We start from the raw sequence: 25,061 nt of genomic DNA on the forward strand, positions 1-25,061 counted from the left end.
GACCTCATGGGCGAACTGGCAGTGGACAGGGCGGCGGGCAGGGACGACGGCGCGCGGTCCCTCGTCCAGGGACTTCTCGACGCACAGGACGACCGGCTCCCCTACCTGATACACCGACAGGAGAGCATCACCAGAGGGGAGTTACGGGAACGGGCCACCAAGCAGGCCGCCGTCCTCGCCGGGCACGGCATCGGCCCGGGCAGCACCGTGGGGCTGCGGACACCCCCCAGCTTCACCCAGGTCGAGGTGCTGCTCGCGCTGTGGCAGCTGGACGCCCAGGTGCTGCTCTTCGACTACCGGCTCAAACCGGCCGAGGTCTCCGGGCTCTGCGCGACCTGCCGGCCGCAGTTCTTGATCAGCGCCGGTACCAACGTGCGGGCGACCTTCGGCTTCCGGTCCGAGTACGAGGTCGTCACCGAGCGCCGCGGCACCGGACGCCCGGCCGCCACCGGTCACCGGCTCGTCCAGTTCAGCTCGGGCTCCACCGGGCGGCCGAAGGTGATCGGCAGAACCCCCCGGTCGCTCGCCGAGGAGGTGGACCGGTTCACCGGCATCCCCGGCATGCCGGGGACGGGCGACCGGCTGCTGCTGCTCAGCTCGACCGCGCACAGCTTCGGCCTGATCGCCGGACTGCTGCACTCGCTCGCCGCCGGTGTCTCCGTGGTCTTCGCCCCCCGGATCTCCGCCGGCGACATCCTGGAGACCGCGGTGGACCACCGGATCACCGCCCTGTTCGGGGTGCCCATGCACTACGAACTGCTGGCCGCCGCCCTCGATCCCCCCGCGCTGCCCGAACTGCGGGTCGCCGTGTCGGGCGGCGAACTGATGCCCCCGCAGGTCGCCGCGCGGTTCGCGGAACGCTACGGCGTCCCGGTCGGCGAGTCCTACGGCACCACCGAGACCGGTGTGGTCGCCATGGACGCCGGCGGCACCCTGCGCCCCGCGGTCGGCCGGGCCGCTCCGGGCGTGGTGCTGCGGGAACACCGGGGCGAACTGGACGTCGCCCTCGCCGCATCGCCGTACCTCTTCGACTCGGGCGGCACCCAGTACACGGACGGCTGGCTGCACACCCGGGACCGCGCCACGGTGGACGGGACCGGAGCGGTGCTGGTGCACGGCCGCGCGGACTCCGTCGTCGTGATCGGCGGCCTCAAGGTGGACCTCGTCGAGGTCGAGAACGTGCTCCGCGAGCACCCCGCGGTCGAACAGGCCGTCCTGGTCCACGACGACGTGACCGAGGCGTACGTCGCACTGGCCGCCGGCGACGGACAGCCGACCTCGGCGGACCTGCTGCGCTGGTGCAGGGAACGGCTCGCCGACCACAAGCTGCCGCGCGTGATCCACCTGCTGGAGTCCCTGCCCCGCACATCCAACGGGAAGCTGCTGCGCCAGGCCGCGGCGTTGCGCTCCGCCCGGTGAGCCGGGTGCCGCTCCTTCCCTGACATCACTCACTGGAGACGCTGATCATGAGTACGTCGACCCTGGAAGACGAGATCCGCGAGTTCGTCCTGACCGCGGTCATCGACGAGATGAACCTCCTGACGAGCCGCGACGGCATCACCGACGAGAGCCCGTTGACCGTCGGCGGGCTGGAGGTGGACTCGCTGAGCCTGATCGAGCTCACCATGCGGCTCGAGTCGCGGTTCGGCGTGGCGATACCCGACACCGACATCGAACCCCTGGCCACCCTGACCCTCGGCGGACTCGTCGCCGACGTCGTCCGACGCGGTGCGAAGGCATGAGCACGGAAGCGACGGCGCGTGACGCGGCCTCCACGCCGGCGCCCCTCACCACCGACACCGTCCGGGAGCTGCTGTCGGACCGGAAGATCTTCCCCGGCCTGCCGGACGACCTCGACGAGGACGCCGAACTGGTCCTGGACTCCCTCGGATTGGTCTGGCTGCTGCACCTGGTGGAGGAGCGCTACGGACTCGTCGTGAAGCCCAGCGACGAGGACATCTCCGGCCTGGTCTCGCTGCGGAGCCTCACGGACTACCTGCGAGCGGCGGAGCGCGCCGCGGCCGGAGGGGGCGACCGGGATGAGCGGTGAGGTCACGGTCACCGGATACGGCGTACGCACCGCGTTCGGCACCGGGGCCGAGGCCCTCCGGCGCGGGGTCTTCGCCGGAGTCCCCGCGTTCGCGCCGACCACGAGGTTCGACACCGGCCCGTACCGTACGCCGATGGCGGCCGCCGCGCCCGACGGCCCCGACGCGGTCGAGGACTGGGCGCTGCGCCCCGCGCTCGCCCGGTGCGGTACGGAGGCCCTCGACATGGCGGGCCTGCGCCCGGGCACCGAGGCGGCGGTGCTGATGGGCATCGCCGGCGACCAGACCAGCGTCACCCGGTACTGGCGACCCACCGGGAAGCCCTCCGCCGTCGCCGAGGCCGTACCGGCGCGGCTCGCCGAGGTGCTGGCCGACGGGCTCGGGCTGCACGGGCCGCGGCTGACCTTCACCAACGCCTGTGTGGCCTCCGCCGCCGCGATCATCCACGCCTGCCGGCTGATCTCGTCCGGGCGGACCGACGTGGCGGTCTGCGCGGGCGGTTACCTCGTGGAGGAGGAGACCTTCGGGAAGTTCGACTCGGGGCGGGCGCTGTCCCAGGACGGCGCGGTGCGCCCGTTCAGCGCCGACCGCAGTGGACTGCTGCTGGGCGACGGGGTGGCGGTCGTGGTGCTGGAGTCCGCCGAGCACGCCCGGCGCCGTGGGGCCCGGCCGCTGGCGACCGTCGTCGGCTGGGGCGCGGCCACGGACGCCCACCACATCGCCCAGCCGCACCCCGAGGGCGCCGGTCTGGCCCGCGCGGCACGGCAGGCGTCCCGGCTCGCCGGTGACCCGGACGGGGCCGGCCTCGGCTATGTCAACGCCCACGGCACCGGCACGAAGTACAACGACGGGGCCGAGACCCGCGGACTGCGGGCCGCGTTCCCCGACCGGGCGGAGGCGATCCCGGTCAGCTCCACCAAGGGCACCACCGGCCACCTCCTGGAGGCGGCCGGCGCCGTGGAATTCGTGATCACGCTGCTCGCCCTGACGGACGGCGTCCTGCCGCCGACCGCCGGCTTCACCGCGCCGGACCCGGAGTGCGACCTCGACTACGTGCCGAACCGGCCGCGCCAGGCCGACCTGCGCCGGGCCCTCACCGTCAACGCCGCCTTCGGGGGCGCCAACACCGCACTCCTCCTGGAGCGGCCATGACGACGACCGGGAACACGCACGACACGAAGAACACCGGCGCCGAGAAGGCCGTGCTGCGGTCCGCCCTCGGTGTCCTGGCCACCGCCACCGCCACCCACGGCACCGGCCGCGACGACGACATCCCGCTGCCCAAGCTCCCCGGCTTCCTGTGGTCCGCCTTCAGCCCGCTGGCGTTCGAGGTGGCCGACCGGTGCCTGACCGAGGCGCCGGGTGACAACTCCCGCACGGCCGTGGCGCTGGCGAGCCTGATGGGTGACACCACCACCGCGGACATGGCCAGCCGGCGCATGGTCTCCGGGGAGGTCCACAACCCGATCCTGTTCATGCAGGCCACCCCCAACTCCGTACTGGGGCACATGAGCCGGGAGTTCGGGATCACCGGGCAGACGTTCAGCCTCTCCTCCCTCGACGACCCGGTGACCGAGCTGCTCGCCATGGCGGATCTGCTGCTGGAGGACCCGGAGCTGGACCGCGTCCTGGTGCTGGGTGTGGAGCTGGGCGGCGGCGAGCGCCTGGCCGCCGCGTACCGGGAACTGGCCGCCGACAGCGGCCGTCCGGTCCCGGAGCTCCCGGAGTCGGCGGGCCTCGCGGCGGCGGTGCTGCTCGGCCGCGCCGGTGCCGGGGCCCCGGTGACGGTCCGGTCGGCCGAGACGGCGTACGACACCGGCCCCGAGGCCCGTGACGCGGGCGGCGCCTGGCATCACGGCAGCGTGCAGGGCCTGTTCGAGCTGGCCGCCGCCCACCGGCGGCTGCTGCGGGACGGCGGCAGTCACCTCCTGGTGACGGAGCCCCGGGCCCGGCGCGGCCCGGCGGCGTTCACCCTGCTGGCCCACGGCTCACGGAACGAGACGGAGACCCATGCTCATCAGTAGGCAGGAGCGGGCGCGGATCTGCTCCGACACCGAACTGGGCGCCGGCAACGTCCTGGAGCGCCTGGGCACCTACGGCCGGCCGCTCGACGAACCCGTGCTGCGGACGTCCGCCGACTGGCGGGCGCCGGACGGCAGCCGCCCGGAGGTGCTGACGCTCAGCGGGCTGCGCGAGGTGGTCGAGACGTACGCGGGCTGGTACGCCGCCCACGGGGTGCGGCCCCGCGACCCGGTCGCCGTGCACACCTCCTCCAGCGCCGAGTTCGCGGTGAACTTCCTGGCGCTGACGTCCCTCGGCGCGATCCCGTCGTTCGTCAACGGCAACCTGGCCCCGGAGACCGCCGGGGAGTACGTACGGCGGCAGGGTGCCGTCGGCGCCTTCACGGACGAGGCGCACCACGACGTGCTGTCCGGGCTCGGCTTCCTCGTCACCGCCGACGACATCCGGCCCGGGCACCGCGCGTCGCTGCCGCCCTCGTACCCGTACCGGCACGACCCGACCGACCCGGTGCTCATCTCGCACTCCTCCGGCACCACCGGCATGCCCAAGGGCGTGCCGCACACCCATCGGACGCTGATGTACGCGCAGTCCCACCGGCTGCGCTACTCCACCGGCACCGACATGGAGCGCACCCTGGTGGGCCTGCCGGGCGCGCACAACGCCATGGTGGCGACGCTGCTGTACTGCCTGCTGCTGGGCACCGACATCAAGCTGCTGTCCAGTCAGCGCGGCACCGATGTCCTCGACGCCGTCGAGGAGTTCCGGCCGACCACCGTGCTGGCCTTCGCCGGCACCTTCGGCGAGATGGCCGCCGAGGACCTGACACGCCGTGACCTGTCGAGCGTGCAGGTGTGGTTCAACACCGGGGACGCGGCGCACGAGGCGCACATCCGGGCGCTCGTCCGGCACGGGAGTCACCTCGAGATCGGCCGGGACCTCGGCCGTACGCGGGTCGAGGGTTCGGTCTTCGTGGACGGGCTCGGCTCGTCGGAGGCGGGCTACTCCGTCTTCCACAACCGGCACACCAAGGACACCGCGGCGTACTCGCGCTGCGTCGGCAAGCCGATCAGCTTCGCCGAGGCCGCCGTGCTCGCCGAGGACGGCACCCCGCTGCCGCCCGGGCAGGTCGGCCGCCTCGGCCTGAAGTCGCCGACGCTCACGCCCGGTTACTGGAACGACTCGCTGACCTGGAACCGGATGCGGCTCGGCGGCTACTGGCTCACCGGCGACCTCGCCCACCAGGACGAGGACGGCAACTTCTACCACCTCGACCGGGCCCCGGACGCCGTCCGCACCCGGGCCGGGATCGTGTTCAGCACCCGCACCGAGGAACTCCTGCTGGCCGAGCTGCCCGAGCTGGCCGACTGCACGATCGTCGGGGTCGCACCGGACGGCGTACGGGCCGACTGGGACGGCGACGGCGAGGCGGAGGCGTACGCGCTGCTCCAGCTCGCGGACGGGCGCGACGGCGCCGGAAGTGACGCCGGAAGCAGCGCCGGACGTGAGGACGGTGGCTGGACCGAGCGGGTCAACGCCTCCCTCGCGGCCGCGGGTCTCCCCCCGGTCGCCCGCGCCCTGCTCATGAAACCCGACGACGTGGCGAAGGGCGCCACCGGCAAGGTCCTCAAACGCGTGATGCGCGACCGGTTCGCCTCCAAGGAGCAGGCATGAGCACCCAACGCGCCCGGGCGAGTGAGGCGTACCGGCTGTGGTGGCAGCACGACGCCAACTGGTACCAGGGGGTGGCCGCGCGGTTCGGGCAGGAGATCGCGAACGAGATCAACGCCGAGGCGCTGCGCAAGGTCGCCCTGCACGTCGGGCAGCGCGTCGGCCGGCTGTCCGGCCCGCTCCCCGACACCGGCGACACCCGCAAGGACCTGGAGGAACTGCGCCGCCGCTACGACGACTGCGGCGACCGGATGTTCCCGCCGGAGCTGCGCAACGCCTCCACCGAGGTCGAGGACGACGATCTGATCGTGCTCACCCTGCGGCGGAACTTCGCCATCACGATGGTGCGGATGGCCGGTTCGCTGGAGGGCTACCGCTGCCCGTGCACCGCCATCCACGAGGGCTGGTCCGAGGGGCTCGGCTTGACCCTGACGGAGAACCGGGCCGAGAGCTGTCTGCGCGACGGCGACCAGGCGTGCCGCCTGCTGATGCGGGTGCGCACTCCTCTGGTCGCCGGTGGGGAGGACTGAACCGTGCGGGTACTGGTAGCCGGGGCCACGGGAGTGGTCGGGCATCCGCTGGTGGGCGCGCTGCGGGCGCGGGGCCACGAGGTGAGCGCGCTGGTGCGGGAGGAGTCGCGGGCGCCGGAGGAGGCGGACCGGGTCGTGGTCGCCGACGCCCTCGACCGCGAGGCCGTGCTGGCGGCGGTGGCGGCCGCCCGGCCCGAGGTGGTCGTCCACCAGTTGTCGGCGCTGCGCCTGCTGCGCGACGACCCTCCGGAAGCCTTCGCGCGGACTGCGCGGCTGCGCACCGAGGGCACCGCGCACCTGGTCGAGGCGGCCCGCGCGGCCGGTGCGCGGCGGCTGGTCGCGCAGTCCGTCGCCTTCGCCGCGGCCCCGGCCGGACCCCGGGTCCTCGACGAGGACGCGCCGCTGTACCTGGACGCCCCGGACCCCGGCTGGGCCGCCACCGTGCGGGCCGTCGCCGAGCTGGAGCGCAGAGTGACGGACGGCGACCTCGAGGGTGTGGTGCTGCGCTACGGCACGCTGTACGGCCCCGGGACGGCGTACGCCCGTGACGGCGGGACCGGGCAGCGGGTGCTGGCCGGGAAGTTCCCGCTGCCCGAGGGCGGGGCCGGCATCACGTCGTTCCTGCACGTGGAGGACGCCGTGGGGGCGGCTGTGGCGGCCGTCGAGTCGGAGGCCACCGGCCGCTTCCATGTGACGGACGACGAGCCGGCCCCGGCCGCGCAGTGGCTGCCGCACTACGCCCGCGCGCTCGGCGCGCCGCCCCCGCGCACGATTCCGGCGGCCCTCGCGCCCCGGCTGTTCGGCTGGTTCATGGCCCACCAGCTGACCACGGCACGCGGAGCGGCCAACGACCGGGCCCGTACGACGCTGGGCTGGAAGCCGCGGCGGCCGAGCTGGCGCGACCGACTGGGGCGGGAATGACGAGGGACAGCGGGCACCGTTCGTGGCCCGTCCTGCTGGTCGTCGTCTGTGCCCAGATGCTGATCTGGCTGGACACCTCGGTCCTCAACGTCGCGGTCACCACGCTGGCCGACCCGGCCGAGGGCCTGGGCGCGACCCCGGCGGAACTGGAGTGGGTGGCGAGCGCCTACACCCTGGTCTTCGCCGGCACCCTCTTCGCGGGCGGCGCGCTCGCCGACCGCTTCGGCCCGCGGACCACGCTCCTCGCCGGTCTGGCGCTGTTCGGCGCCGCCTCCGGGGCGGGCGCGTTCGCGGGGAGCCCGGCCTGGCTGATCGTGGCGCGCGCCTTCATGGGCGCGGGCAGCGCGCTGCTGATGCCCGCGACCCTGTCGGTCATCGTGCAGAGCACCCCGGAGGAGAAACGCACCCGGGCCATCGCGATCTGGAGTTCGTCCAGCGGCCTCGGCGTCGCCGTCGGCCCGGTCGTGGGCGGGGCGCTGCTCAGCCACTTCTGGTGGGGCTCGGTGTTCCTGGTCAACGTGCCGATCGTGGTCCTGTGCCTGGCCGGGGTGGTGGCCGTGGTGCCCGCGTTGCGGGGTCCCGGGCGCAGGGTGCTCGACCTGCCGGGCCTCGCGTGGTCGGTCCTCGGCCTCGGCGGTGTGGTCTACGGGATCATCGAGCTCGGCAGCGGACAGCGCTGGTACGGGGCACACGTCCTGCTGCCCCTCGTCCTGGGCGGCGCCCTGCTCGCCGTCTTCGTGGCCGGTCAGCGCCGGTCCCCGACGCCCAGCCTGGACGTGCGGCTCTTCCGGCAGCCCGGGTTCTCGGCCGGCAGCGTGGTGCTGCTGATCGCGTTCATGGCGCTGGCGGCGCACCTGTTCTACGCGGCCTTCTACCTCCAGGGGCCCCGCGGGCTCTCCCCCGCCGACGCCGGAACCGTGATGATCGCCGCCGCCGTCGGCATCGTCCTGGGCAGTCAGGCGTCCCCGGCGGTGAGCCGGCTGCTGTCCGCCCGGTGGACGGTCGCCGCCGGGGTCCTGGCCACGGCGGCCACGTACGTCGGCTATGGGTGGTTCGACGCCGGCACCCCGCTCGCGGTCGTCGCCGCACTGCTGTGGGTGCAGGGCTTCGGCATGGGCCTGGTCGGCACCCCGGTCACGGCCGTGATGATGAGGGCGGTGCTGCCGCATCTCGCGGGCGCCGGATCGGCCGTCAACAGCGTCACCCGGCAGGTGGGCGGCACGCTCGGGGTGGCGATGGCCGGCTCGATCCTCTCCGCGGTGTACCGGGAGCGCATGGCGGACGCCGCGCTGCCCGCCGCGGCGCGGGGGCTGTCGGCCGACGCGGCGGACCAGGCCCGCTCCTCGCCCGAGGCGGCCCGCTCGCTGGCCGGTTCGCTACGGCTGCCGGAGCTGGCGGCCACCGCCGACCGGGCCTTCCTCGACGCGATGTACGCGGCCACGCTCGCGACCGCCGTACTGGCCTTCGTCGGGTTCCTCGTGGCCGTGGTGGGACTGCGCGTTCGGGACGTCCACAGCGAAAAGGGAAGCGGAAGGGGAGGGGACGGCAGTGACGGAAACAGGGACAGGGACGAGGGAACGAGCGGCGACGGCCCGGTCGGTGTTCGTGACCGGGGGCAACAGGGGGATCGGGCTGGCCATAGCCCGTCGCTTCGCGACGGCGGGGGACCGGGTCACGGTGACCTACCGCGGTGAGAAACCGCCCGCCGACGAAAACCTCCTCGCCGTACGCTGCGATGTGACGGACAGTCAGCAGGTCGACCTCGCCTTCAAGGAGGCCGAGGCCGCCCACGGCCCGGTCACCGTCCTGGTCGCCAACGCGGGCGCCACCCAGGACCGGTTGCTGGCGCGGATGAGCGAGGAGGACTTCACCTCCGTCATCGACACCAACCTCACCGGGGCCTTCCGGGTCGCCCGGCGCGCGGTGCGCGGAATGCTCGCGCAGGGCCATGGCCGTATCGTCCTCATCTCCTCCACCGCTGCCCTGCACGGCGCCCCCGGCCAGACCAACTACGCGGCGGCGAAAGCCGGGCTGGTCGGTTTCGCCCGCTCGCTGACCCACGAACTCGGCCCCCGGGACATCACCTGCAACGTGGTGGCCCCCGGCCTCACCGAGACGGACATGACCCGCGCCCTCACCGAGGACCAACGCCGCACCCTCCTCGCCCGCACCCCGGCCGGCCGCCCGGCGCACCCCGACGAGGTCGCCGACGCGGTGGCCTTCCTGGCCGGTGCGGGCTCCGTGCGCGGTGCGGTGATCCCGGTCGACGGGGGTGCGGGGCTCGGACACTGAGGGCGGCAAAACCCGCGCGGCCGGACTCGCGGGGCTCATCGACGACGTCTTCCTCGGCGGAGCCGCGTCCCAGCAGCGGTGGCGGAAGGCGCTGGACGGACTGCCCGTACTGTGGGTCGGCGTCAGATGCGAGAGCGCGGTCGCCGCGGGACGCGAGATCGCACGAGGAGACCGGGTCCGGGGGATGGCCGCGTTGCAGGCGGACGTGGTGCACGAAGGCGTGTACTACGACCTGGAGGTGGACACGACGCACACCGAGTCCCTGGTGTGCGCGCGGACCATCGCAGCCCAGGTCAGTTGACTTCCCGCCGGGGTTTGTGCGGTGGGGGCGGATCAATATCTGTCGTCACGGGATGAGAAATTGACGTGGCGCGCGATGAATATCCTTCTTCCCGTTGGCAGGGTGAAATTGTTCACCGCGTCCGGACGATCGCAGCGTGCTACTGTCGATGCCAGTTGCAGTTGTGGTTCCCAGAAGATTTTTCCGACGGGTGATCATCACGGCGACCGGAGACCGCACAGGGCGGCTTCCGAACACCGCGCCCGAAGGAGAAACAAATGACTACTGGAACCGTGAAGTGGTTCAACTCGGAAAAGGGCTTCGGCTTCATCGCGCAGGACGGCGGCGGCCCCGACGTCTTCGCCCACTACTCGAACATCGCCACCCAGGGCTTCCGTGAGCTCCAGGAAGGCCAGAAGGTGTCGTTCGACATCGCGCAGGGCCAGAAGGGCCCGACGGCCGAGAACATCATTCCCGCCTGACACCGGGACTGACACATCCTTCGCAGCTGGGGCCCGCACCTTCGGGTGCGGGCCCCGGCTCGCTGCGTTTCAGGGCGCCCCCCAGAGGATTACGGCCCCATCATTTTCGGCTCGTTCTCGCGATTCTCCGCGCCGCTCCACCGCTCCGAGAATTCCTTGACACGTGCCGCGTCAAGGAAGGTTCCCATGAGTCATGCGCGCACTGCCCGCGCCACGAACAAAACCCGCGCACCACGCACCGCGGGACGCTCGGGTCAGGGACGCCGACAGGCCCCGCCCCAGGGCGAGTTCACCCCGCCCAAGACGCTGACGCCCGCGTTGCCGGCCGTCGAGTCGTTCGAAGACCTCGCCCTTCCCGCGCCGTTGCTGACCGCACTCGGCCACGAAGGCGTGACCGTGCCGTTCCCCATCCAGGGCGCGACGCTGCCGAACTCGCTCGCCGGACGTGACGTGCTCGGCCGCGGCCGCACCGGCTCGGGCAAGACCCTCGCGTTCGGCCTCGCGGTACTGGCCCGTACGACCGGCCGACGTGCCGAGCCTCGGCAGCCGCTGGCCCTGATCCTCGTGCCCACCCGTGAACTCGCCCAGCAGGTCACCGACGCGCTCACTCCGTACGCCCGCGCCGTGCGGCTGCGGATGACGGCCGTGGTCGGCGGGATGTCGATCGGGAGGCAGGCCCGCGCGCTGCAGAGCGGCGCGGAGGTCGTCGTCGCGACCCCCGGGCGGCTCAAGGACCTCATCGACCGGGGCGACTGCCGGCTCGACGACGTGGACATCACCGTCCTCGACGAAGCCGACCAGATGACCGACATGGGCTTCATGCCCCAGGTCACCGCCCTGCTGGACCAGGTGCGGGCCGACGGACAGCGGCTGCTGTTCTCGGCCACGCTGGACCGCAACGTCGACCGCCTGGTCCGCCGCTACCTGACCGACCCGGTGGTCCACTCCGTCGACCCGTCGGCGGCCGCGGTCACCACCATGGAGCACCACGTCCTGCACGTGCACGAGGCGGACAAGCAGGAGACGACCACCGAGATCGCGGCCCGCGACGGCCGCGTGATCATGTTCCTGGACACCAAGCACCGGGTGGACCGGCTGACCAAACACCTCCTGCGCAGCGGCGTCCGCGCCGCCGCCCTGCACGGCGGCCGGTCCCAGCCACAGCGCACCCGGACCCTCGCCCAGTTCAAGAGCGGGGACGTGACGGTCCTGGTCGCGACCAACGTCGCGGCACGCGGCATCCACGTCGACAGCCTCGACCTGGTCGTCAACGTGGACCCGCCCAGCGACCCCAAGGACTACCTGCACCGCGGCGGCCGTACGGCCCGGGCCGGCGAGTCCGGCACCGTCGTCACGCTGGTCACCCCCGACCAGCGGCGCGACATGACCCGGCTGATGACGTCGGCCGGCATCACCCCGCAGGTCACCCCCGTACGGTCGGGCGAGGAGGCACTGAGCCGCATCACCGGCGCCCAGGCCCCCTCCGGCGTCCCGGTCGTCATCAACGCGCCGGCCCCGGTGGCACGCCCGCGCCGCTCGGCCTCCGGGAAGCCGTCCCGGTCCTCGCAGGGGTCCCGGTCCTCGCAGGCGTCCCGATCTGCGCAGCCGTCCCGGTCCTCGCAGGCGTCCAGGTCTTCGCAGGCGTCCTCGTCCGCTCAGCCCTCTGCGTCTTCTTCGTCCTCTTCGTCCCCCTCTTCCCGGAGCCGTCGCGGCCGTACCCGGAAACCCCGCACGTCCCCCTCCCCCCTGTGAGGCATCCATGCGCTGTGTCATCGCCCGATACCCGTTCGACCTGACCAAGGACGGAGTGACGGACTCGATGAAGGGCATCACGCCCGAGCCCATCACCGGTGAGTCCGTGACCATCGGCCGTCGCCGGTACCCCGTCAAGCAGGTGGGCGCGGTCATCACCCGGCAGGACCGCCGCGACTTCACCAGCGGCGAGGTCGTCCGGGCCATGACCCGTCTCGGGTTCACCTGCCACCCCCACCCCGAGGCCCCGCCTCTGGAAGCCGCCTCTCCGTACCTGACCGCGTCGGAGGCGCTCGGCGGTTCCGTCCACCCGGAGGTATGAGGACGGGAAGGACAAGCAGGCGTCACGACAGCACGTGAGGCCGGTTCGGTAGCAGGGCCGTCCGATGGTGTTGAATCGGGGCCGTGGTGTGCCGCAGGGCGCGCCACGGCTCCGAGACGTTTGCATGACGAGGTGACATGACGGCAGACAGTCCGCTCGACGGTCGGCTGGACGACGACGACTACCCGGCGTACACGATGGGCCGGGCCGCCGAGATGCTCGGCACGACGCCCGGCTTCCTCCGGGCCGTCGGGGAAGCCCGTCTGATCACCCCGCTCCGCTCCGAGGGCGGGCACCGCCGGTACTCGCGCTACCAGCTGCGGATCGCCGCCCGCGCCCGCGAACTCGTCGACCAGGGCACGCCGATCGAGGCGGCCTGCCGCATCGTCATCCTCGAGGACCAGCTCGAGGAGGCCCAGCGCATCAACGCGGAGTACCGCCGCGCGGCGGGCGAGGCGACGGAGGCCTGAGACCTACGGGCGAGCCGCTCCCGGCGTGCCGTTGTCAGTGCCGCGGTCTAGTGTCCGCACTACTGACCCCTTGCCCCCTTCTGGGAGGTTCTGATGGCCTCGCGACTCAACCCGTACATCAACTTCGACGGTGACGCCCGGCAGGCGATGGAGTTCTACCGGGAGGTCTTCGGCGGCGACCTGAGCCTCAACACGTACGGCGCCTTCGGGCGGCAGGACGCCCCCGAGGCCGACAAGATCATGCACGGCATGCTGGAGACGCCTAGCGGCTTCACCCTCATGGGCGCCGACGCCCCGCCCGGCACCCGGCACGAGCCCGGCAACAACTTCTCCGTGAGCCTGAGCGGCGAGGACGACGCCGAGCTGCGCGGCTACTGGGAGAAGCTGTCCACCGGCGGCTCGGTGTCCGTCCCCCTCGAGAAGCAGATGTGGGGCGATGTGTTCGGCATGTGCACGGACCGGTTCGGCATCCCGTGGCTGGTCAACATCAGCCGGCCGCAGGACTGAGGCACGAAGTTGCGTCATACGTCCCGGTTTCACCGTACCCGGTGCGGGCCGGGAAAGAGACCGGGGCCACATCCCTGACATGGGACCGCCCCGGCGGGGCACTCGCGGCTGTAACGGAAAGGCAAAGGGCGTGTGGACATTCGGTCCGCACGCACGTCAACCGGGAGTGTCCAATGACGAGTTACGGCAGTTCCCCTGCCGCCTCCTCCGGATCGCGCACCAACGGCATGGCGATCGCGAGCCTGGTCTGCGGCATCGTCGGACTGTTCTTGCTGAACATCGTCCTGGGCCCGCTGGCCATCGTCTTCGGCGCCGTCGCCCGCCGCCAGGCCGCCGGCAGGAACGGCGGCGGCATGGCCAAGGCCGGCATCATCCTGGGCATCGTCGACGTCGTGCTCTGGCTCGTCCTCCTGGCCGTCGCCGCCAGCAACGGCGGCTTCAGCTGGTACGTGGGCGGCTGACGGCAGACCCACACGTCGGCGGGAAACAGCCGGCGGGAAACAGACAGCAGGACCGGACGGCACAAACAGAGGTCCCCGGCAGGGCCGCCGCAGTGGGACGCGGCGGCCCTGCCGACGGTATGCTCCACATCCATGTCGCACCCTGATGAGCTGCTCGTCGACATCGCCACGACGGTCGAGTCGGAGCACAGCAGTCAGATGTCCCTCACCGTGGTGATCCCCGGAGCCGTCCTCACGGGCCGGCTCGCCCCGGAAGCCCTGTGGAAGGAACGGGTGGCGGAGGTCCTGCGGGACTCCAGCAAACTGGCGCCCTTCTCCACCGCGTTCACCGCGCGGGAGCACGACTCCGGATCACCGCAGGGCCATCTCCCTCGCCCCACGCACCTGCACTTCCACCTGGCCCGCATCCTCCAGGGAAACATGGGCATCCCCGACACGGGCGGCATGTACCGCGTCGCCCTGGCGGACGTGAGCGCGTGGACCATCGGGGACATCGGCTACACGGACGCGTAGTGCGCCCCCTCGGGCAGATGACGTCCGCGCGAACTACCGCCGGGTAGTGGAGAGATCGGGAAAAGGGACGTCCACAAGGACCCACCTACTCCCATTTCCCCTCGGGTTGAGCTAGACATTCCCCGACTGGGCTTCAAGACGGGGGTCTTGACAGCACATCGACCCGAGGGGAAATCACCCATTGAGTACCAGACGTTTCACGCCTTTGAGGTTCACCGTGTCCGCGGTGACCGCACTCGTCCTGGCCGGAACCACGGCCATGACCGCCCAGGCGACCCAGCCGTCGCCTGAGGCGCCGCCCGTGCCGACCCTCGCCTGGTCGGACTGCCAGGGCGGCTTCGAGTGCGCGAACGCCCAGGTGCCGCTGGACTACCGCGAACCGCAGGGCAAGACCATCACCCTCGCGGTGATACGCAAGAAGGCCGCGGACCAGTCGAAGAAGAAGGGCACCCTCTTCCTCCAGCCCGGCGGCCCGGGCAACTCCGGTGTGGACTTCGTCCGCGGCAACTACGCGGACCTGCCGGCCGCCCTGCGCGACTCGTTCGACGTCTTCGGCTACGACGTACGGGGCGTGGGGCGCAGCTCCCAGGTCGAGTGCTGGGACGACGCGACGTACACCCAGGCCGTCACCGCGGCCAAGGGCGTCCCCGGCCCGGACGCCTACGAACCGGCCGTGCGCCAGGCCGCCGACTTCGACAAGGCCTGCCAGGACCGCGCGGGCGACCTGGTGCCGTACGTGGGCACCGCGTATGTCGCCCGTGACATCGACCTGCTGCGCCAGGCGCTCGGCGAGGACCAGCTCACGTACTACGGGCGCTCGTTCGGCTCCTACATCGGCACCGTCTACGCCTCCATGTTCCCGGACCGGGTGCGCGCCCTGGCGCTCGACGGCGCGTACGACCCGGTGCACTACTCCTACAAGCCGTACAAGTACGACCGGCCCCAGTACCTGGCGCTGGACGGCGCGATGAGCCGCTTCCTCGACTGGTGCAAGGCCGACCAGGCCACCTGCGGCTTCGGTGACGGCGACCCGCGCGGGGCGTTCGAGAAGCTCAAGGCCGACCTGGACGCCAACCCGGTGCCGACGGCCAACGGCGGCCTGGCGAACGGCTACACCCTCGTCTACCGCCTGATGTTCAACATCAACACGGGCAAGGTCATCTGGCCCTCGTTCGGCGAGGCCCTGCGCAAGGCGCAGCAGCGCGACAACACGTCCTTCCTGCTGCGGCCGCCGTCTCCGGCCAGCTTCGACTTCCTCAACCCGAACGTCGTGGTCGAGTGCGTCGACAAGGACTACCCGAAGGACCCGGCCCTGCTGAGGCGCCAGGTCACGAAGAACGCCGAGCTGGCGCCGCTGCTCGGCCCGGCCATGGCGTACGGCCCGCCGACCTACGACCACCAGCACGCCACGGCCTGCGCCCAGTGGACCGGCGAGCACCCCAGCCGCTACGAGGGCTCCTACCGCGCCAAGGGCTCCGCGCCGATCCTCGTCATCGGCAACACCGGCGACCCGGACACCCCGTACCAGGACGCGGTGGCGCTGTCCCACCGGCTCGACAACGGCCGTCTGCTCACCTTCGACGCCGAGGGGCACACCGCCTTCAACCGCAGCGTGTGCGCGACGGACGCGATCACCAGCTACCTGCTCGACCTGAAGGTCCCGGCCCGCGGCACGACCTGCGCGGACGAGACCCAGCCGCCGTCCTCCACCCCCAAGGTCGCCCCGTCCGGCACGACGCTGAGCGAACTCCGCAACGGCGTGAGCGACCGCGTCGACCGCATCGGCGCCCTGCGCCGCTGACCCCCGTACCGTCCGAGACGTGAGGCGCCGGGCCGGCGACGGCCCGGCGCCTCGCCGTTCGCGCGTCGGCATACGCCGGACGTCACCCCTCCGCTCCCCGGTCCGAGGCCGGCCAGACGTACGGCAGATCGTCCGGAACGCCGGGGAAGAGCGGTGCGTAGGTGGCCGGGTCCTTGCGCACCAGTGCGGACCGGTGGCTGCGGTGGAAGGCGCTGTCGCCGAGCCAGGAAGGCAGCTCTCCGGCGGCTGCCAGCAGCGCCTGCTCACGGATCGGCGCGCGGGGGCGGACCGTCGCCAGGTCCGCGACCAGGGTGGCCGCGCAGCTGTCCTGATGGCCCTGCTCCCGCCACACCCTGCAGATCTCCAGGCCGTACCGGACCAGCGCCTCCTCGTATCCCGCCCACATCCGCACGGCCGGATGCCGGCGCCACCCGTAGCCGGGCACGACGAGGCCGCGCAGGACCTGCAGCGCCTCGACCCGCTGCTTGCCGAGGCGGCGCCGGTCCAGGACGAGCGCGGACGCCCTGAAGTCGGGATGGGGCAGGAAGGTCTGCATGGTGGCTCGTCGAGTACCACGAAAAGGAGCGCATGCCAACAAAACAGGCAAAATTCCCGAACGTGATTTTTTTATGCCGAATGGGTCACTCGCGGGAGTACTCAGCGCCTGCTGAGCCACCGGTACGCGAACGGGAGGAATTCATGATCATCGAGCAGATGCACAAGATGGGCGTCCGCAGCGAGCACGCCTACACGGCCGCCTTCACCTCCATCGGCCTCAGCGTCGTCAGCTGGTTCGGCAGCCTCAAGGCCGAACGCGGAACCGGGCTCGACCGGGCCGACCGGTGGGGCATCTTCGTGGGCGAATGGGCCCCCACCTTCTTCGGTCTCGGCCTCGCCCTGTCCCACTACGAGCAGCAGGACGGCACCCTGAGCGCAACCGTCCACGACCTCCGGGAGCAGCGGCAGGCGGGCTGACACCTGCTCAGCCGTGAGGGCGCCGGCGGGCCGGGCCGTCCGAGGACATCGACATCGTCCTGCGGGTGCGCGGCCCGGCCCGCTGAACCACACTGGAGCGTGGCACGGCCTCGTCAAGGTGCGGCTGAGGAGGATGCGTCGTGGACGTTGACCGGCCTCCAGCCCGCTGGCTCTTCGCGGGTGCCGAGGACGTACTGCTGTCCGCACTGACGGACGCGCCCGAGCACGTGGTCGAGCAGGCGCACGAATACCGGCTCCTGCGGAGCATCCTCGACGGTACGCCGGCCGCCGTGGCCGTGCTGGACGACCGGCTGCGCTACCGGTACGTGAACTCCGCCATGGCCCGGATGAGCGGGGTCGAGGCCTCGACGTTCCACGGGCGGACCATGGCCGAGGTGCTGCCGGGGATCCACCGCTCCGACGAGGTCCTGCGCATGGTCCTCAACGACGGACGGCCCCGCGCGTTGTCCCTCACCGGGACCACGAAGACCAGCTCACCGTTCCCCCACCGGCAGTGGAGCGCCGTCTACCACCGTCTGGAGGACGAGGGGCGGGCGCTCGGCCTCTGCGGCGTCGCCGTCGAGGTGAGCGGGATGCGGCAGTACATGGACGACCTGGAGAAGGCGCACCAGCGGCTGGCGATGCTGGACACGGCCGCCACGCGGATCGGCACCACCCTCCAGGTCGACACGACCTGCGCCGAGCTGGCCGACTTCGTCGTACCGACGCTGGCCGACATGGCGTCCGTGTGGACGCTGGACGAGGAGACCGCCGACGCGCCGCCGCCCGCGCGCAGTCTCGTACGCCTGCGCATCACGGCCGCCGCGGGAGGCAGCGACATCCTCCGCCGCCTCGCGCTGATCGCCAAGGAGGGCGACTACTTCGACGTCCCCCGCGACTCCCACACCCGGCGGTGCATGGACACCGGCCGCCCCTGGGTGGGGAACCTCCTCGCGGACGACGTCGCGCTCAAGGTGGTGCGGACGCGGTTCAACCTGGACGTGATCCGCGCCGCCGAGATCCACTCCATGCTCCTCGTGCCGCTGCCGACCAAGGGGCATCCGATCGGTGTCGTCTACCTGTTCAGGTCCGGGGACTCGGCGCCCTTCACGGACGAGGACGTGATCGTGGCGCAGGACCTGGCCGCGCGGGCCGCCGTCGCCATCGACAACGCCCGCCAGTACACCTTCGAGCACACCATGGCCCTGGAGTTGCAGCGCGCGCTGCTGTCCGAGCCGGGCAGCCCGCACCCGGACATCGAGGTGGCCTCCCGCTATCTGCCGGCGGGGCGGCGCGCCCTGGTGGGCGGGGACTGGTGCGACTCGATCGCCCTGCCGTGCGGCCGCACCCTCCAGGTCATGGGGGACGTCATGGGCCACGGGTTCACGGCGGCCGTCGCCATGAGCCAGTACCGCTCGCTGCTGCGCACGCTGGCCGTCTCCGGCGCGCCCGTCGACGAGATCCTGGCGGAGGCGGACCACCGGGTGGCGAGCATCGGGGTCGACCGGGTGGCCACCTGCCTGCTGGTCCTGATCGACCCCGCCTCCGGGACCTGCACCGTCTCCAGCGCGGGTCATCCCCCGCCGGTCCTGCTGCGCCGCGGGGCCACCACCGACCTTCTCCCCGTCACACCGGGCCCTCCGCTGGGGACCGACCTGGGAGGGCATGAGGCGGTGACCGTGCCGTTGCCGCCCGGGGAGGTGCTCCTGCTCTACTCGGACGGTCTGGTGGAACAGCGCCGGGCGGACATCGACGCCTCGCTGCGACGCCTGACCGACCTCAGCCTCGACGTGGACGGCCCACTGGAGGACGTCCTCAACACTGTCCTCGCCCGCCTGGTGTACGGGCCGGCGGAGGACGACGTCACTCTTCTGGCGGCCCGCCTGCGCGCGACCTGACGCCAAGAGCCCCGGGCCAGGGCGCGGGCGACCCGACGGCCCGGCTCACCCGACACCGCGAGCCACCCGACACCGGGCGGCGTCACCCGGCGGCGCGGGCCGCCTCCACGAACGCCGTGATCAGCGCCGGGTCCTTGACGCCCCGGCTGCGTTCCACCCCGCTGGACACGTCGACGCCCCACGGCCGCGTGGCGGCCACGGCGTCCCGTACGTTGGCCGGGCTGAGGCCCCCCGCGAGGAGCCACTTCTCCCCCGGAGCGGCGAGTGACTTGCCGGACCAGTCCCAGGCGACGCCGGAGCCCGGCACGGGGGCGTCGAGGAGAAGCATGTCCTCGCCCAACTCACCGAAGCGGGGCGCTGGTTCACCGAACGCCGTGGCGCGGATGAGGGTCCGTCCCCCCGCCGCCAGCCCGTCGTAGTAGTCACGGTCCTCGGACCCGTGCAACTGGACGGCGCGAATCCCGGACTCGTCGGCCAACGCCCGTACGTCGTCCAGGGGTTCGCCGCGGAACACACCCACCGTCAGCACGTGCTCCGGCACGCGTCGGGCCAACCGCGCGGCCGTGGCGGCGTTCACGCGGCGCGGGCTGTCCGAGAAGACGAAGCCGATGGCGTCGGCGCCCGCCTCGACGGCCGTGTCGACGTCCCGATCGGTCCGCAGACCACAGATTTTGACGAACAGTGAGGTGCTGGGGTTACTGGTGTCACTCACGCCGACGCTCCACATTGGGTCAAGTTTTTAGGCCAACAGTCTTCATGCGTACGTGCTCTTCCGGAACGATGCGGCGTGGACCGTGAACTCCGCGGTCCCCGACCCCCCTCACGTTCTGAGAGAACTTCATGAGAAAAAGCGCAGCCGTGCTGTGCGGCGCGACCGTCGTACTGGCCGGGACGCTCACGGCCGGCCCCGCCGACGCGAGTGTGTCGCAGACCGCGGGCATCTCGAGTGTCCCGCAGGTGACTTGGAAGAAGTGCGGAACGGACGACTACCCGACGCTGCAGTGCGCGTCGGTGAAGGTGCCGCTCGACTACGCGAAGCCGCGCGGCAAGCAGATCACCCTGGCGCTGTCCCGCGTGCCGCACACCGCGCGGACGTACCAGGGCCCGCTGCTGGTCAACCCCGGTGGCCCCGGCGGCAGCGGCCTCACCCTCGCCGGGTTCGTCGCCTCGTCGCTGCCCAAGGCGGTGGCGGCGCAGTACGACGTCATAGGCTTCGATCCCCGCGGCGTCGGGGCGAGCAAGCCCGCCCTCGACTGCAAGCCGGGGTACTTCAACCCGGTGCGCCCGCAGTCCGTGCCCAGCACCCCCGCGATCGAGAAGGCCAACCTCGACCGCGCCAAGTCCTTCGCCGCCGCGTGCCGCACCAAGTACAAGGACGTCCTGCCCCACATCAACACGGTCAACGCCGTGAAGGACATGGACTCGATCCGTACGGCCCTGCGCGCCCCGAAGATCAACTACTTCGGCTACTCGTACGGCACCTACCTCGGCGCGGTCTACGCGAAGCTCTACCCGCAGCGGGTGCGCCGTCTGGTCCTGGACTCGATCGTCGACCCGACCGGCGTCTGGTACGACGACAACATCGCCCAGGACTACGCCTTCGAGGACCGCCACCAGGCCTTCATGGCGTGGATCGCCAAGTACAACGCGACGTACAAGCTCGGCACCGACCCGGCCAAGGTCGAGGCCAAGTGGTACGCGATGCAGGCGGCGCTCGCGAGGAAGCCCGCCGGCGGCAAGGTGGGCGCGGCCGAGCTGGAGGACACCTTCCTGCCCGGCGGCTACTACAACGGCTACTGGCCCATGCTCGCCCAGGCGTTCGCGGCGTACGTCAACGGCAAGAAGACCGAGCCGCTCGTCGCGGCGTACGAGAACCTCGCGGCCATCGACGCCTCCGGCGACAACGGCTACAGCATCTACACCTCGGTGCAGTGCCGTGACGCGAGCTGGCCGCGCGACTGGAACCAGTGGCGCAAGGACAACGCGGCCGTCGCCAAGAAGGCCCCGTTCTTCACCTGGAACAACGCCTGGTACAACGCGCCCTGCGCCTTCTGGCCCACGACGTCGCAGCGCCCGGTGAACGTGGCCAACTCCAAGCTGCCCCCGGTCCTGCTGTTCCAGGCGACCAACGACGCGGCCACCCCGTACCAGGGCGGCGTCACCGTCCACCGGCTCCTGAAGAACTCCAGCCTGGTGGTCGAGCAGGGCGGCGGCAACCACGGCATCACGCTGAGCGGCAACGCCTGCCTGGACAAGTACCTGGCGACGTACCTCACCAACGGCAAGGTGCCGCACGGCAGGGGCGTGGCCGACGCCGTGTGCCGGAAGACTCCCGACCCGAAGCCGCAGGCCTCGGCGAAGGCGGAGCTGAGCGGCGCCACCGCCCAGCCGACGGCCACGACGGGTGGCGACACCCTGCACAACATGCTCGGCTTCCGCGGCTGAGCCCCCTCCTGAATCAGCTGCCCCCCGGCCGAAGCCGGGGGGCAGCTTTCTGTAAAGAACCTTGACAGTCAAATGGTCTAGTCCAAAGATGGTCGCTGTTCGCCCCCACCCCCCTCCCCCTGCGTCCTCCATGGGAGCGTCAATGCGACGACCTCGTCCCCTGCGTCTGCTGCTGTCCTGTCTGACCGTGACCGCCCTGTCCGGCGGGCTCGTCGCCCTCGGGGGAGGCGACGCGCTCGCCACGAGCCCACAGCCCTCCATGCCCTCCCACGTCGCGGCGCCGTACTTCGAGGCGTGGACCGGGGAGAGCCCGGCCGCCCTCGCCGCCGAGTCGGGCAACAAGTACCTGACCCTGGCCTTCCTCCAGACGGAGGCGCCCGGCTCCTGCACCGCGTACTGGAACGGCGACACCACCCAGCCCGTCTCCAAGGCCACCTTCGGCAGCGACATCCGCACCATCCAGGCGCGCGGCGGCAACGTCATCCCGTCCTTCGGCGGCTACAGCGCCGACACCACCGGCACCGAACTCGCCGACAGCTGCACCAGCGTCGACGCCATCGCCAAGGTCTACGAAAGCCTCGTCACGACCTACGGCGTCACCCGCATCGACCTCGACATCGAGGCCGACTCCATCAACAACACCACCGGGGTCGACCGCCGCAACAAGGCCATCGCCCAGGTCCAGCGCTGGGCCGAACGCACCGGCCACGAGGTGCAGTTCTCCTACACCCTGCCGACGACCACCACCGGCCTCGCGCCCAGCGGTGTGGCGCTGCTGCGGAACGCCGTCGACAACGGCGCCCGCGTGGACGTCGTCAACATCATGACGTTCGACTACTGGGACGGCGCGACCCACGACATGGCCGCCGACACCGAGACGGCCGCCACCGGTCTGTACGACCAACTCGCCGCCCTCTACCCGAAGAAGTCCCCGGCGAAGCTGTGGGGCATGGTCGGCGTCACCGAGATGCCCGGCATCGACGACTACGGCCCCGAGGAGACCTTCACCCCGCAGGACGCGGTCAAGGTCAGGAACTGGGCCACCGCCAAGGGCATCGACACGCTCTCCTTCTGGGCCCTCCAGCGCGACAACGGCGGCTGCGTGGGCACGGCCGGCGCCAACTCCTGCTCCGGCGTCGCCCAGGACACCTGGTACTTCAGCCACACGTTCGCACCGTTCACGAACGGCGGCGGCAGGGCCTGAGAACCGCGCTCCCGGCCGGTCCCGTCACCCCTCGTCCTCCCCGTGACGGGACCGGCCGGCCCCGTAGTCGATACCGCGCGCCGTCTTCACGAGGGGCGCCAATGGATCCCTCCGGAAGGGACGCTGTCCCACCGCCCTCCTCGCCCTGCGCCACGAGGTCCGTAGAACACGTGCTCCAGGAGCGAACATTTCGAACGTAATCGCCACGGTTCGCCACCCCTTCCGCGCCATAGAAATATGCACCAGCATTGCCGTTGCCGGGCCCGGCCACCCCGGCACTGAGGGGAAGATGCGTCCCGCGTCCGCGGGCGAACGAATCCCGGAGGGCACCATGCGAACAGTCACGCGGCAGGCCATGGAATGGCTCGCCGCCGCCGCGACCGACCCGAGGGCCTGCAAACAGCAGTGGCACGGCGAGAGCGGGATCGCCGTACTGGCCTGCGGCCGGTTCTGGGACGTGCTGAGCGTGCCGGAGGACATGGGGATGCCGGCCCTCGACGCCCTGCTCTGCATCCCCCAGCAGCCCGGCCCCGTCCTCGCCGACGCCGCCGCCCGCCGCATTGCCTTCTTCCTGCCACCGGACCCCGAGGGCCGCTGGATCGGCTCGGGCATCCGGTACGCGGGCCAGGGCGCCTGGATCGCCGTACCGGCACCGCACCGCGCCGCCGGGCGCCTGCGCTGGCTGGTACCGCCCGACGGCAGCGGCGCGCTCTTCGTCCCGGCCGCCGTGGAACTCGCCCTCCAGCTGGCCCTGGGCCGCCGCGCCGCCCAGTCCCTCACGGGCCGAAGATGCCCGACCTGCGGGGCGTCGACGCCGGGCCCGGTCATCCGGGCCGACTGACACCCGTGGCCACCGAGGCGGGCCCCAGGGACGTCAGAACGATCCACTGCGGGTCACGTGTCCCCGGAACCATCCGCCCGCCGACGCGCCACTCCGCCACTAGGGCCGCGTAGATGGGTGATTCCTCGCCGTAGGACGTCTTCCGGTCCCCGCTCGCCAGGAGGAGACGCCCGGTGGTGACAGTGCAATGCATGTCTCTGCAACGCGCCTGTGCACGCCGGTGGTACGCCCCGACCCGCGCATGGCCCCATCGGATGAGGATGCGTCCCCCGATGGGGGCCATGCGATTGTCGGACGACAGCGTCGGCTCGACCGCACTCCCTAAACGCTTCGCGCCACGCGGAACCCCACGTCGTCCACGGCGAACGTCGGATGGCTGCGTCGCCGCACGGACGCCCGGCAACTCCAGTGCTCGTCGAACCAGCCGCCCCCGCGCAGCACGCGGTAGTCGCCGTAGACCTCGGCGTCATAGACGTCCCAGCACCACTCCCAGACGTTGCCGAGCATGTCGTACAGCCCCCAGGCGTTGGGCCGCCGCCCGCCCACCTCACGGATCCGCTCCCCCGAGTTGCCCCGGTACCAGCCGATCTCGTCCAGAGGCCCGTACCGCGGCCCCGCCGTACCGGCCCGGCAGGCGTGCTCCCACTCGGCCTCGGTGGGCAGCCGGTATCCGTCGGCGCCCTCGTCCCACTCGACGCGGCGGTCGTCCCCCTCGCCCCGGAGGCGATAGACGGGCGTCAGCCCCTCCCTCGCGGACAGCTCGTTGCAGAACCGCACGGCGTCCCACCAGGACACCCCCTCCACGGGCAACCGCTCCCCCGGCACCGCGCCGGGCCGCAGACCGGTGACCCGCTCGTACGACTCCTGGGTGACCGGATGCGCCCCGATCAGACAGGGCCCCACCTCGACCTCCCAACCGCGCTGCGTACGACGGTCGGTGAGGGCGACTCGGCCCGCGGGGACGGCGATCATCTCGCGTTCGAAGCTCACGCCCCCATGGTGACCCGCACAACGCCTGCCGCCGCGCCGCAAGGCCAATAAGACAGCAGACCGCGAGGCCGGTCGCGTCACTCGGTGAAGCAGCCGAACCGCTCGTCGTCCATGTCGTCGTAGTGGCCGCGTGACGTGCTCTCGGCTTCGCCGAAGACGACACGGCCGGCGGACAGCTGCTCGGGCCGGAAGGTCACGAAGCCCAGGCGGATGTCCTCGGTCGGCATGTTGGCGCGCAGGGCGTACGTCGATCCGGGGTCGAGGGGGACGGTCAGCGGCACCCGGGTCACGAACCCGTTGGGCGCGCTGCCGAGCCGTACCCGGTGCGCCACCGCGGCACCCCCCTCGGCCTCGACGCGCCAGAGCGGCTCACCGGGCTCGTCGACGGTGCGGGAGTCGTCCCACCGGAAGAGCTCCAGCTCGCCGATCCCGTCCCGGCCGCCTCCCGGACACTCCCGCCACCCGACGACGGTCCGGTCACCGTCCTTCTCGACGTACAGCGGATCGAGCTCGGCCCCACAACCGCTCAGCAGAAACACGAGCCCCACCACCACGCCCGCTCTCCCCCACACCGACGCCATGCGCGGATTTTAGGAGCGGAACGGGCGGAACAGGACCCAAGTGGCCGCATCCGGCCAT

The 25,061-nt window shown here is 71.8% G+C and carries 27 protein-coding genes and 1 pseudogene; 24 read left to right on the forward strand and 4 right to left on the reverse strand.

Annotated features, from left to right (window positions below; genetic code table 11):
- The first annotated feature begins 6 nt into the window (after positions 1-6).
- From ACGFNV_RS24360 to ACGFNV_RS24450, 19 genes and pseudogenes are all read left to right on the forward strand, one after another.
- On the forward strand, positions 7-1,419 hold the full coding sequence (locus tag ACGFNV_RS24360; RefSeq protein WP_393625086.1) for a class I adenylate-forming enzyme family protein: 1,413 nt from the start codon (positions 7-9) through the stop codon (positions 1,417-1,419).
- Between the two features lie 47 nt (positions 1,420-1,466).
- Positions 1,467-1,742, forward strand: coding sequence for a phosphopantetheine-binding protein (locus tag ACGFNV_RS24365; RefSeq protein ID WP_208299019.1), 276 nt, complete (start codon positions 1,467-1,469; stop codon positions 1,740-1,742).
- Entirely contained in the window at positions 1,739-2,050 is a 312-nt protein-coding gene (locus ACGFNV_RS24370) for an acyl carrier protein (RefSeq protein WP_393625087.1), read from the forward strand. The genes ACGFNV_RS24365 and ACGFNV_RS24370 overlap by 4 nt, the downstream gene beginning before the upstream one ends.
- Complete coding sequence (locus ACGFNV_RS24375; protein WP_393625088.1) at positions 2,040-3,200, forward strand: beta-ketoacyl-[acyl-carrier-protein] synthase family protein; 1,161 nt, start codon at positions 2,040-2,042, stop codon at positions 3,198-3,200. Before ACGFNV_RS24370 ends, ACGFNV_RS24375 begins: the two co-directional genes overlap by 11 nt.
- Positions 3,197-4,072 (forward strand): hypothetical protein, encoded by an 876-nt coding sequence (locus ACGFNV_RS24380; protein ID WP_393625089.1) that lies wholly within the window; start codon positions 3,197-3,199, stop codon positions 4,070-4,072. Before ACGFNV_RS24375 ends, ACGFNV_RS24380 begins: the two co-directional genes overlap by 4 nt.
- Positions 4,059-5,741, forward strand: coding sequence for a class I adenylate-forming enzyme family protein (locus tag ACGFNV_RS24385; protein ID WP_393625090.1), 1,683 nt, complete (start codon positions 4,059-4,061; stop codon positions 5,739-5,741). Before ACGFNV_RS24380 ends, ACGFNV_RS24385 begins: the two co-directional genes overlap by 14 nt.
- Positions 5,738-6,268: a hypothetical protein gene (locus tag ACGFNV_RS24390; RefSeq protein ID WP_393625091.1), complete on the forward strand. Its 531-nt coding sequence runs from the start codon at positions 5,738-5,740 to the stop codon at positions 6,266-6,268. Before ACGFNV_RS24385 ends, ACGFNV_RS24390 begins: the two co-directional genes overlap by 4 nt.
- A 3-nt stretch (positions 6,269-6,271) precedes the next feature.
- A complete protein-coding gene (locus tag ACGFNV_RS24395) occupies positions 6,272-7,189 on the forward strand; it encodes an NAD-dependent epimerase/dehydratase family protein (protein WP_393625092.1) in 918 nt (305 codons plus the stop codon).
- On the forward strand, positions 7,186-8,883 hold the full coding sequence (locus ACGFNV_RS24400) for an MFS transporter (protein WP_393625093.1): 1,698 nt from the start codon (positions 7,186-7,188) through the stop codon (positions 8,881-8,883). Before ACGFNV_RS24395 ends, ACGFNV_RS24400 begins: the two co-directional genes overlap by 4 nt.
- Positions 8,789-9,481 carry a 3-oxoacyl-ACP reductase FabG gene (gene fabG / locus ACGFNV_RS24405; RefSeq protein ID WP_393625094.1) on the forward strand — a complete coding sequence of 231 codons (693 nt, stop codon included), beginning with the start codon at positions 8,789-8,791 and terminating at the stop codon, positions 9,479-9,481. Before ACGFNV_RS24400 ends, fabG begins: the two co-directional genes overlap by 95 nt.
- 19 nt (positions 9,482-9,500) lie before the next feature.
- Positions 9,501-9,782, forward strand: a pseudogene (locus ACGFNV_RS24410) (chloramphenicol phosphotransferase); the annotation flags it as partial.
- A gap of 257 nt (positions 9,783-10,039) precedes the next feature.
- Complete coding sequence (locus ACGFNV_RS24415) at positions 10,040-10,243, forward strand: cold-shock protein (protein WP_393625095.1); 204 nt, start codon at positions 10,040-10,042, stop codon at positions 10,241-10,243.
- Between the two features lie 186 nt (positions 10,244-10,429).
- Positions 10,430-11,995, forward strand: a complete 1,566-nt coding sequence (locus ACGFNV_RS24420) for a DEAD/DEAH box helicase (protein ID WP_393625096.1) — start codon at positions 10,430-10,432, stop codon at positions 11,993-11,995.
- A gap of 7 nt (positions 11,996-12,002) precedes the next feature.
- A complete protein-coding gene (locus ACGFNV_RS24425; RefSeq protein ID WP_393625097.1) occupies positions 12,003-12,317 on the forward strand; it encodes an SCO5918 family protein in 315 nt (104 codons plus the stop codon).
- A gap of 137 nt (positions 12,318-12,454) precedes the next feature.
- Complete coding sequence (locus ACGFNV_RS24430) at positions 12,455-12,787, forward strand: MerR family transcriptional regulator (RefSeq protein ID WP_393625098.1); 333 nt, start codon at positions 12,455-12,457, stop codon at positions 12,785-12,787.
- A 93-nt stretch (positions 12,788-12,880) separates the two neighbouring features.
- Positions 12,881-13,294 (forward strand): VOC family protein, encoded by a 414-nt coding sequence (locus tag ACGFNV_RS24435; RefSeq protein WP_393625099.1) that lies wholly within the window; start codon positions 12,881-12,883, stop codon positions 13,292-13,294.
- A 173-nt stretch (positions 13,295-13,467) separates the two neighbouring features.
- Positions 13,468-13,755, forward strand: a complete 288-nt coding sequence (locus ACGFNV_RS24440) for a DUF4190 domain-containing protein (RefSeq protein ID WP_133928193.1) — start codon at positions 13,468-13,470, stop codon at positions 13,753-13,755.
- Positions 13,756-13,887: 132 nt separating this feature from the next.
- A complete protein-coding gene (locus ACGFNV_RS24445) occupies positions 13,888-14,268 on the forward strand; it encodes a hypothetical protein (protein ID WP_393625100.1) in 381 nt (126 codons plus the stop codon).
- 259 nt (positions 14,269-14,527) lie between these two features.
- Positions 14,528-16,069 (forward strand): alpha/beta hydrolase, encoded by a 1,542-nt coding sequence (locus ACGFNV_RS24450; protein WP_393625192.1) that lies wholly within the window; start codon positions 14,528-14,530, stop codon positions 16,067-16,069.
- An 82-nt stretch (positions 16,070-16,151) separates the two neighbouring features.
- Here ACGFNV_RS24450 and ACGFNV_RS24455 read toward each other — a convergent pair whose 3' ends face one another.
- Complete coding sequence (locus ACGFNV_RS24455) at positions 16,152-16,625, reverse strand: MSMEG_6728 family protein (RefSeq protein ID WP_393625101.1); 474 nt, start codon at positions 16,623-16,625, stop codon at positions 16,152-16,154.
- Between the two features lie 143 nt (positions 16,626-16,768).
- On the opposite strand from ACGFNV_RS24455, the gene ACGFNV_RS24460 reads away from it, so the two are divergent.
- Together ACGFNV_RS24460 and ACGFNV_RS24465 are read left to right on the forward strand one after the other, a co-directional pair.
- Positions 16,769-17,044 (forward strand): hypothetical protein, encoded by a 276-nt coding sequence (locus tag ACGFNV_RS24460; protein ID WP_393625102.1) that lies wholly within the window; start codon positions 16,769-16,771, stop codon positions 17,042-17,044.
- A 140-nt stretch (positions 17,045-17,184) separates the two neighbouring features.
- The gene (locus tag ACGFNV_RS24465; protein WP_393625103.1) at positions 17,185-18,942 is read left to right on the forward strand and encodes a SpoIIE family protein phosphatase; all 1,758 of its coding nucleotides are present in this window, start codon (positions 17,185-17,187) and stop codon (positions 18,940-18,942) included.
- A gap of 82 nt (positions 18,943-19,024) precedes the next feature.
- Here ACGFNV_RS24465 and ACGFNV_RS24470 read toward each other — a convergent pair whose 3' ends face one another.
- Positions 19,025-19,654, reverse strand: a complete 630-nt coding sequence (locus ACGFNV_RS24470; RefSeq protein WP_393625104.1) for a phosphoribosylanthranilate isomerase — start codon at positions 19,652-19,654, stop codon at positions 19,025-19,027.
- Between the two features lie 128 nt (positions 19,655-19,782).
- Between ACGFNV_RS24470 and ACGFNV_RS24475 the strand changes: the two genes are divergently transcribed.
- From ACGFNV_RS24475 to ACGFNV_RS24485, 3 genes are all read left to right on the forward strand, one after another.
- On the forward strand, positions 19,783-21,387 hold the full coding sequence (locus ACGFNV_RS24475) for an alpha/beta hydrolase (protein WP_393625105.1): 1,605 nt from the start codon (positions 19,783-19,785) through the stop codon (positions 21,385-21,387).
- A 142-nt stretch (positions 21,388-21,529) separates the two neighbouring features.
- Positions 21,530-22,591 (forward strand): chitinase, encoded by a 1,062-nt coding sequence (locus ACGFNV_RS24480; RefSeq protein WP_393625106.1) that lies wholly within the window; start codon positions 21,530-21,532, stop codon positions 22,589-22,591.
- A gap of 331 nt (positions 22,592-22,922) precedes the next feature.
- Entirely contained in the window at positions 22,923-23,432 is a 510-nt protein-coding gene (locus tag ACGFNV_RS24485) for a hypothetical protein (protein WP_393625107.1), read from the forward strand.
- A gap of 321 nt (positions 23,433-23,753) precedes the next feature.
- Here the strand turns inward: ACGFNV_RS24485 and ACGFNV_RS24490 are convergent, their stop codons facing one another.
- Positions 23,754-24,404: a formylglycine-generating enzyme family protein gene (locus ACGFNV_RS24490; protein WP_393625193.1), complete on the reverse strand. Its 651-nt coding sequence runs from the start codon at positions 24,402-24,404 to the stop codon at positions 23,754-23,756.
- A gap of 95 nt (positions 24,405-24,499) precedes the next feature.
- On the reverse strand, positions 24,500-25,003 hold the full coding sequence (locus tag ACGFNV_RS24495; RefSeq protein ID WP_393625108.1) for a hypothetical protein: 504 nt from the start codon (positions 25,001-25,003) through the stop codon (positions 24,500-24,502).
- Positions 25,004-25,061: the final 58 nt, after the last annotated feature.

Origin of the sequence: Streptomyces sp. NPDC048751 (assembly GCF_043198595.1) — a bacterium.
In the GTDB taxonomy this organism is placed as follows: domain Bacteria; phylum Actinomycetota; class Actinomycetes; order Streptomycetales; family Streptomycetaceae; genus Streptomyces.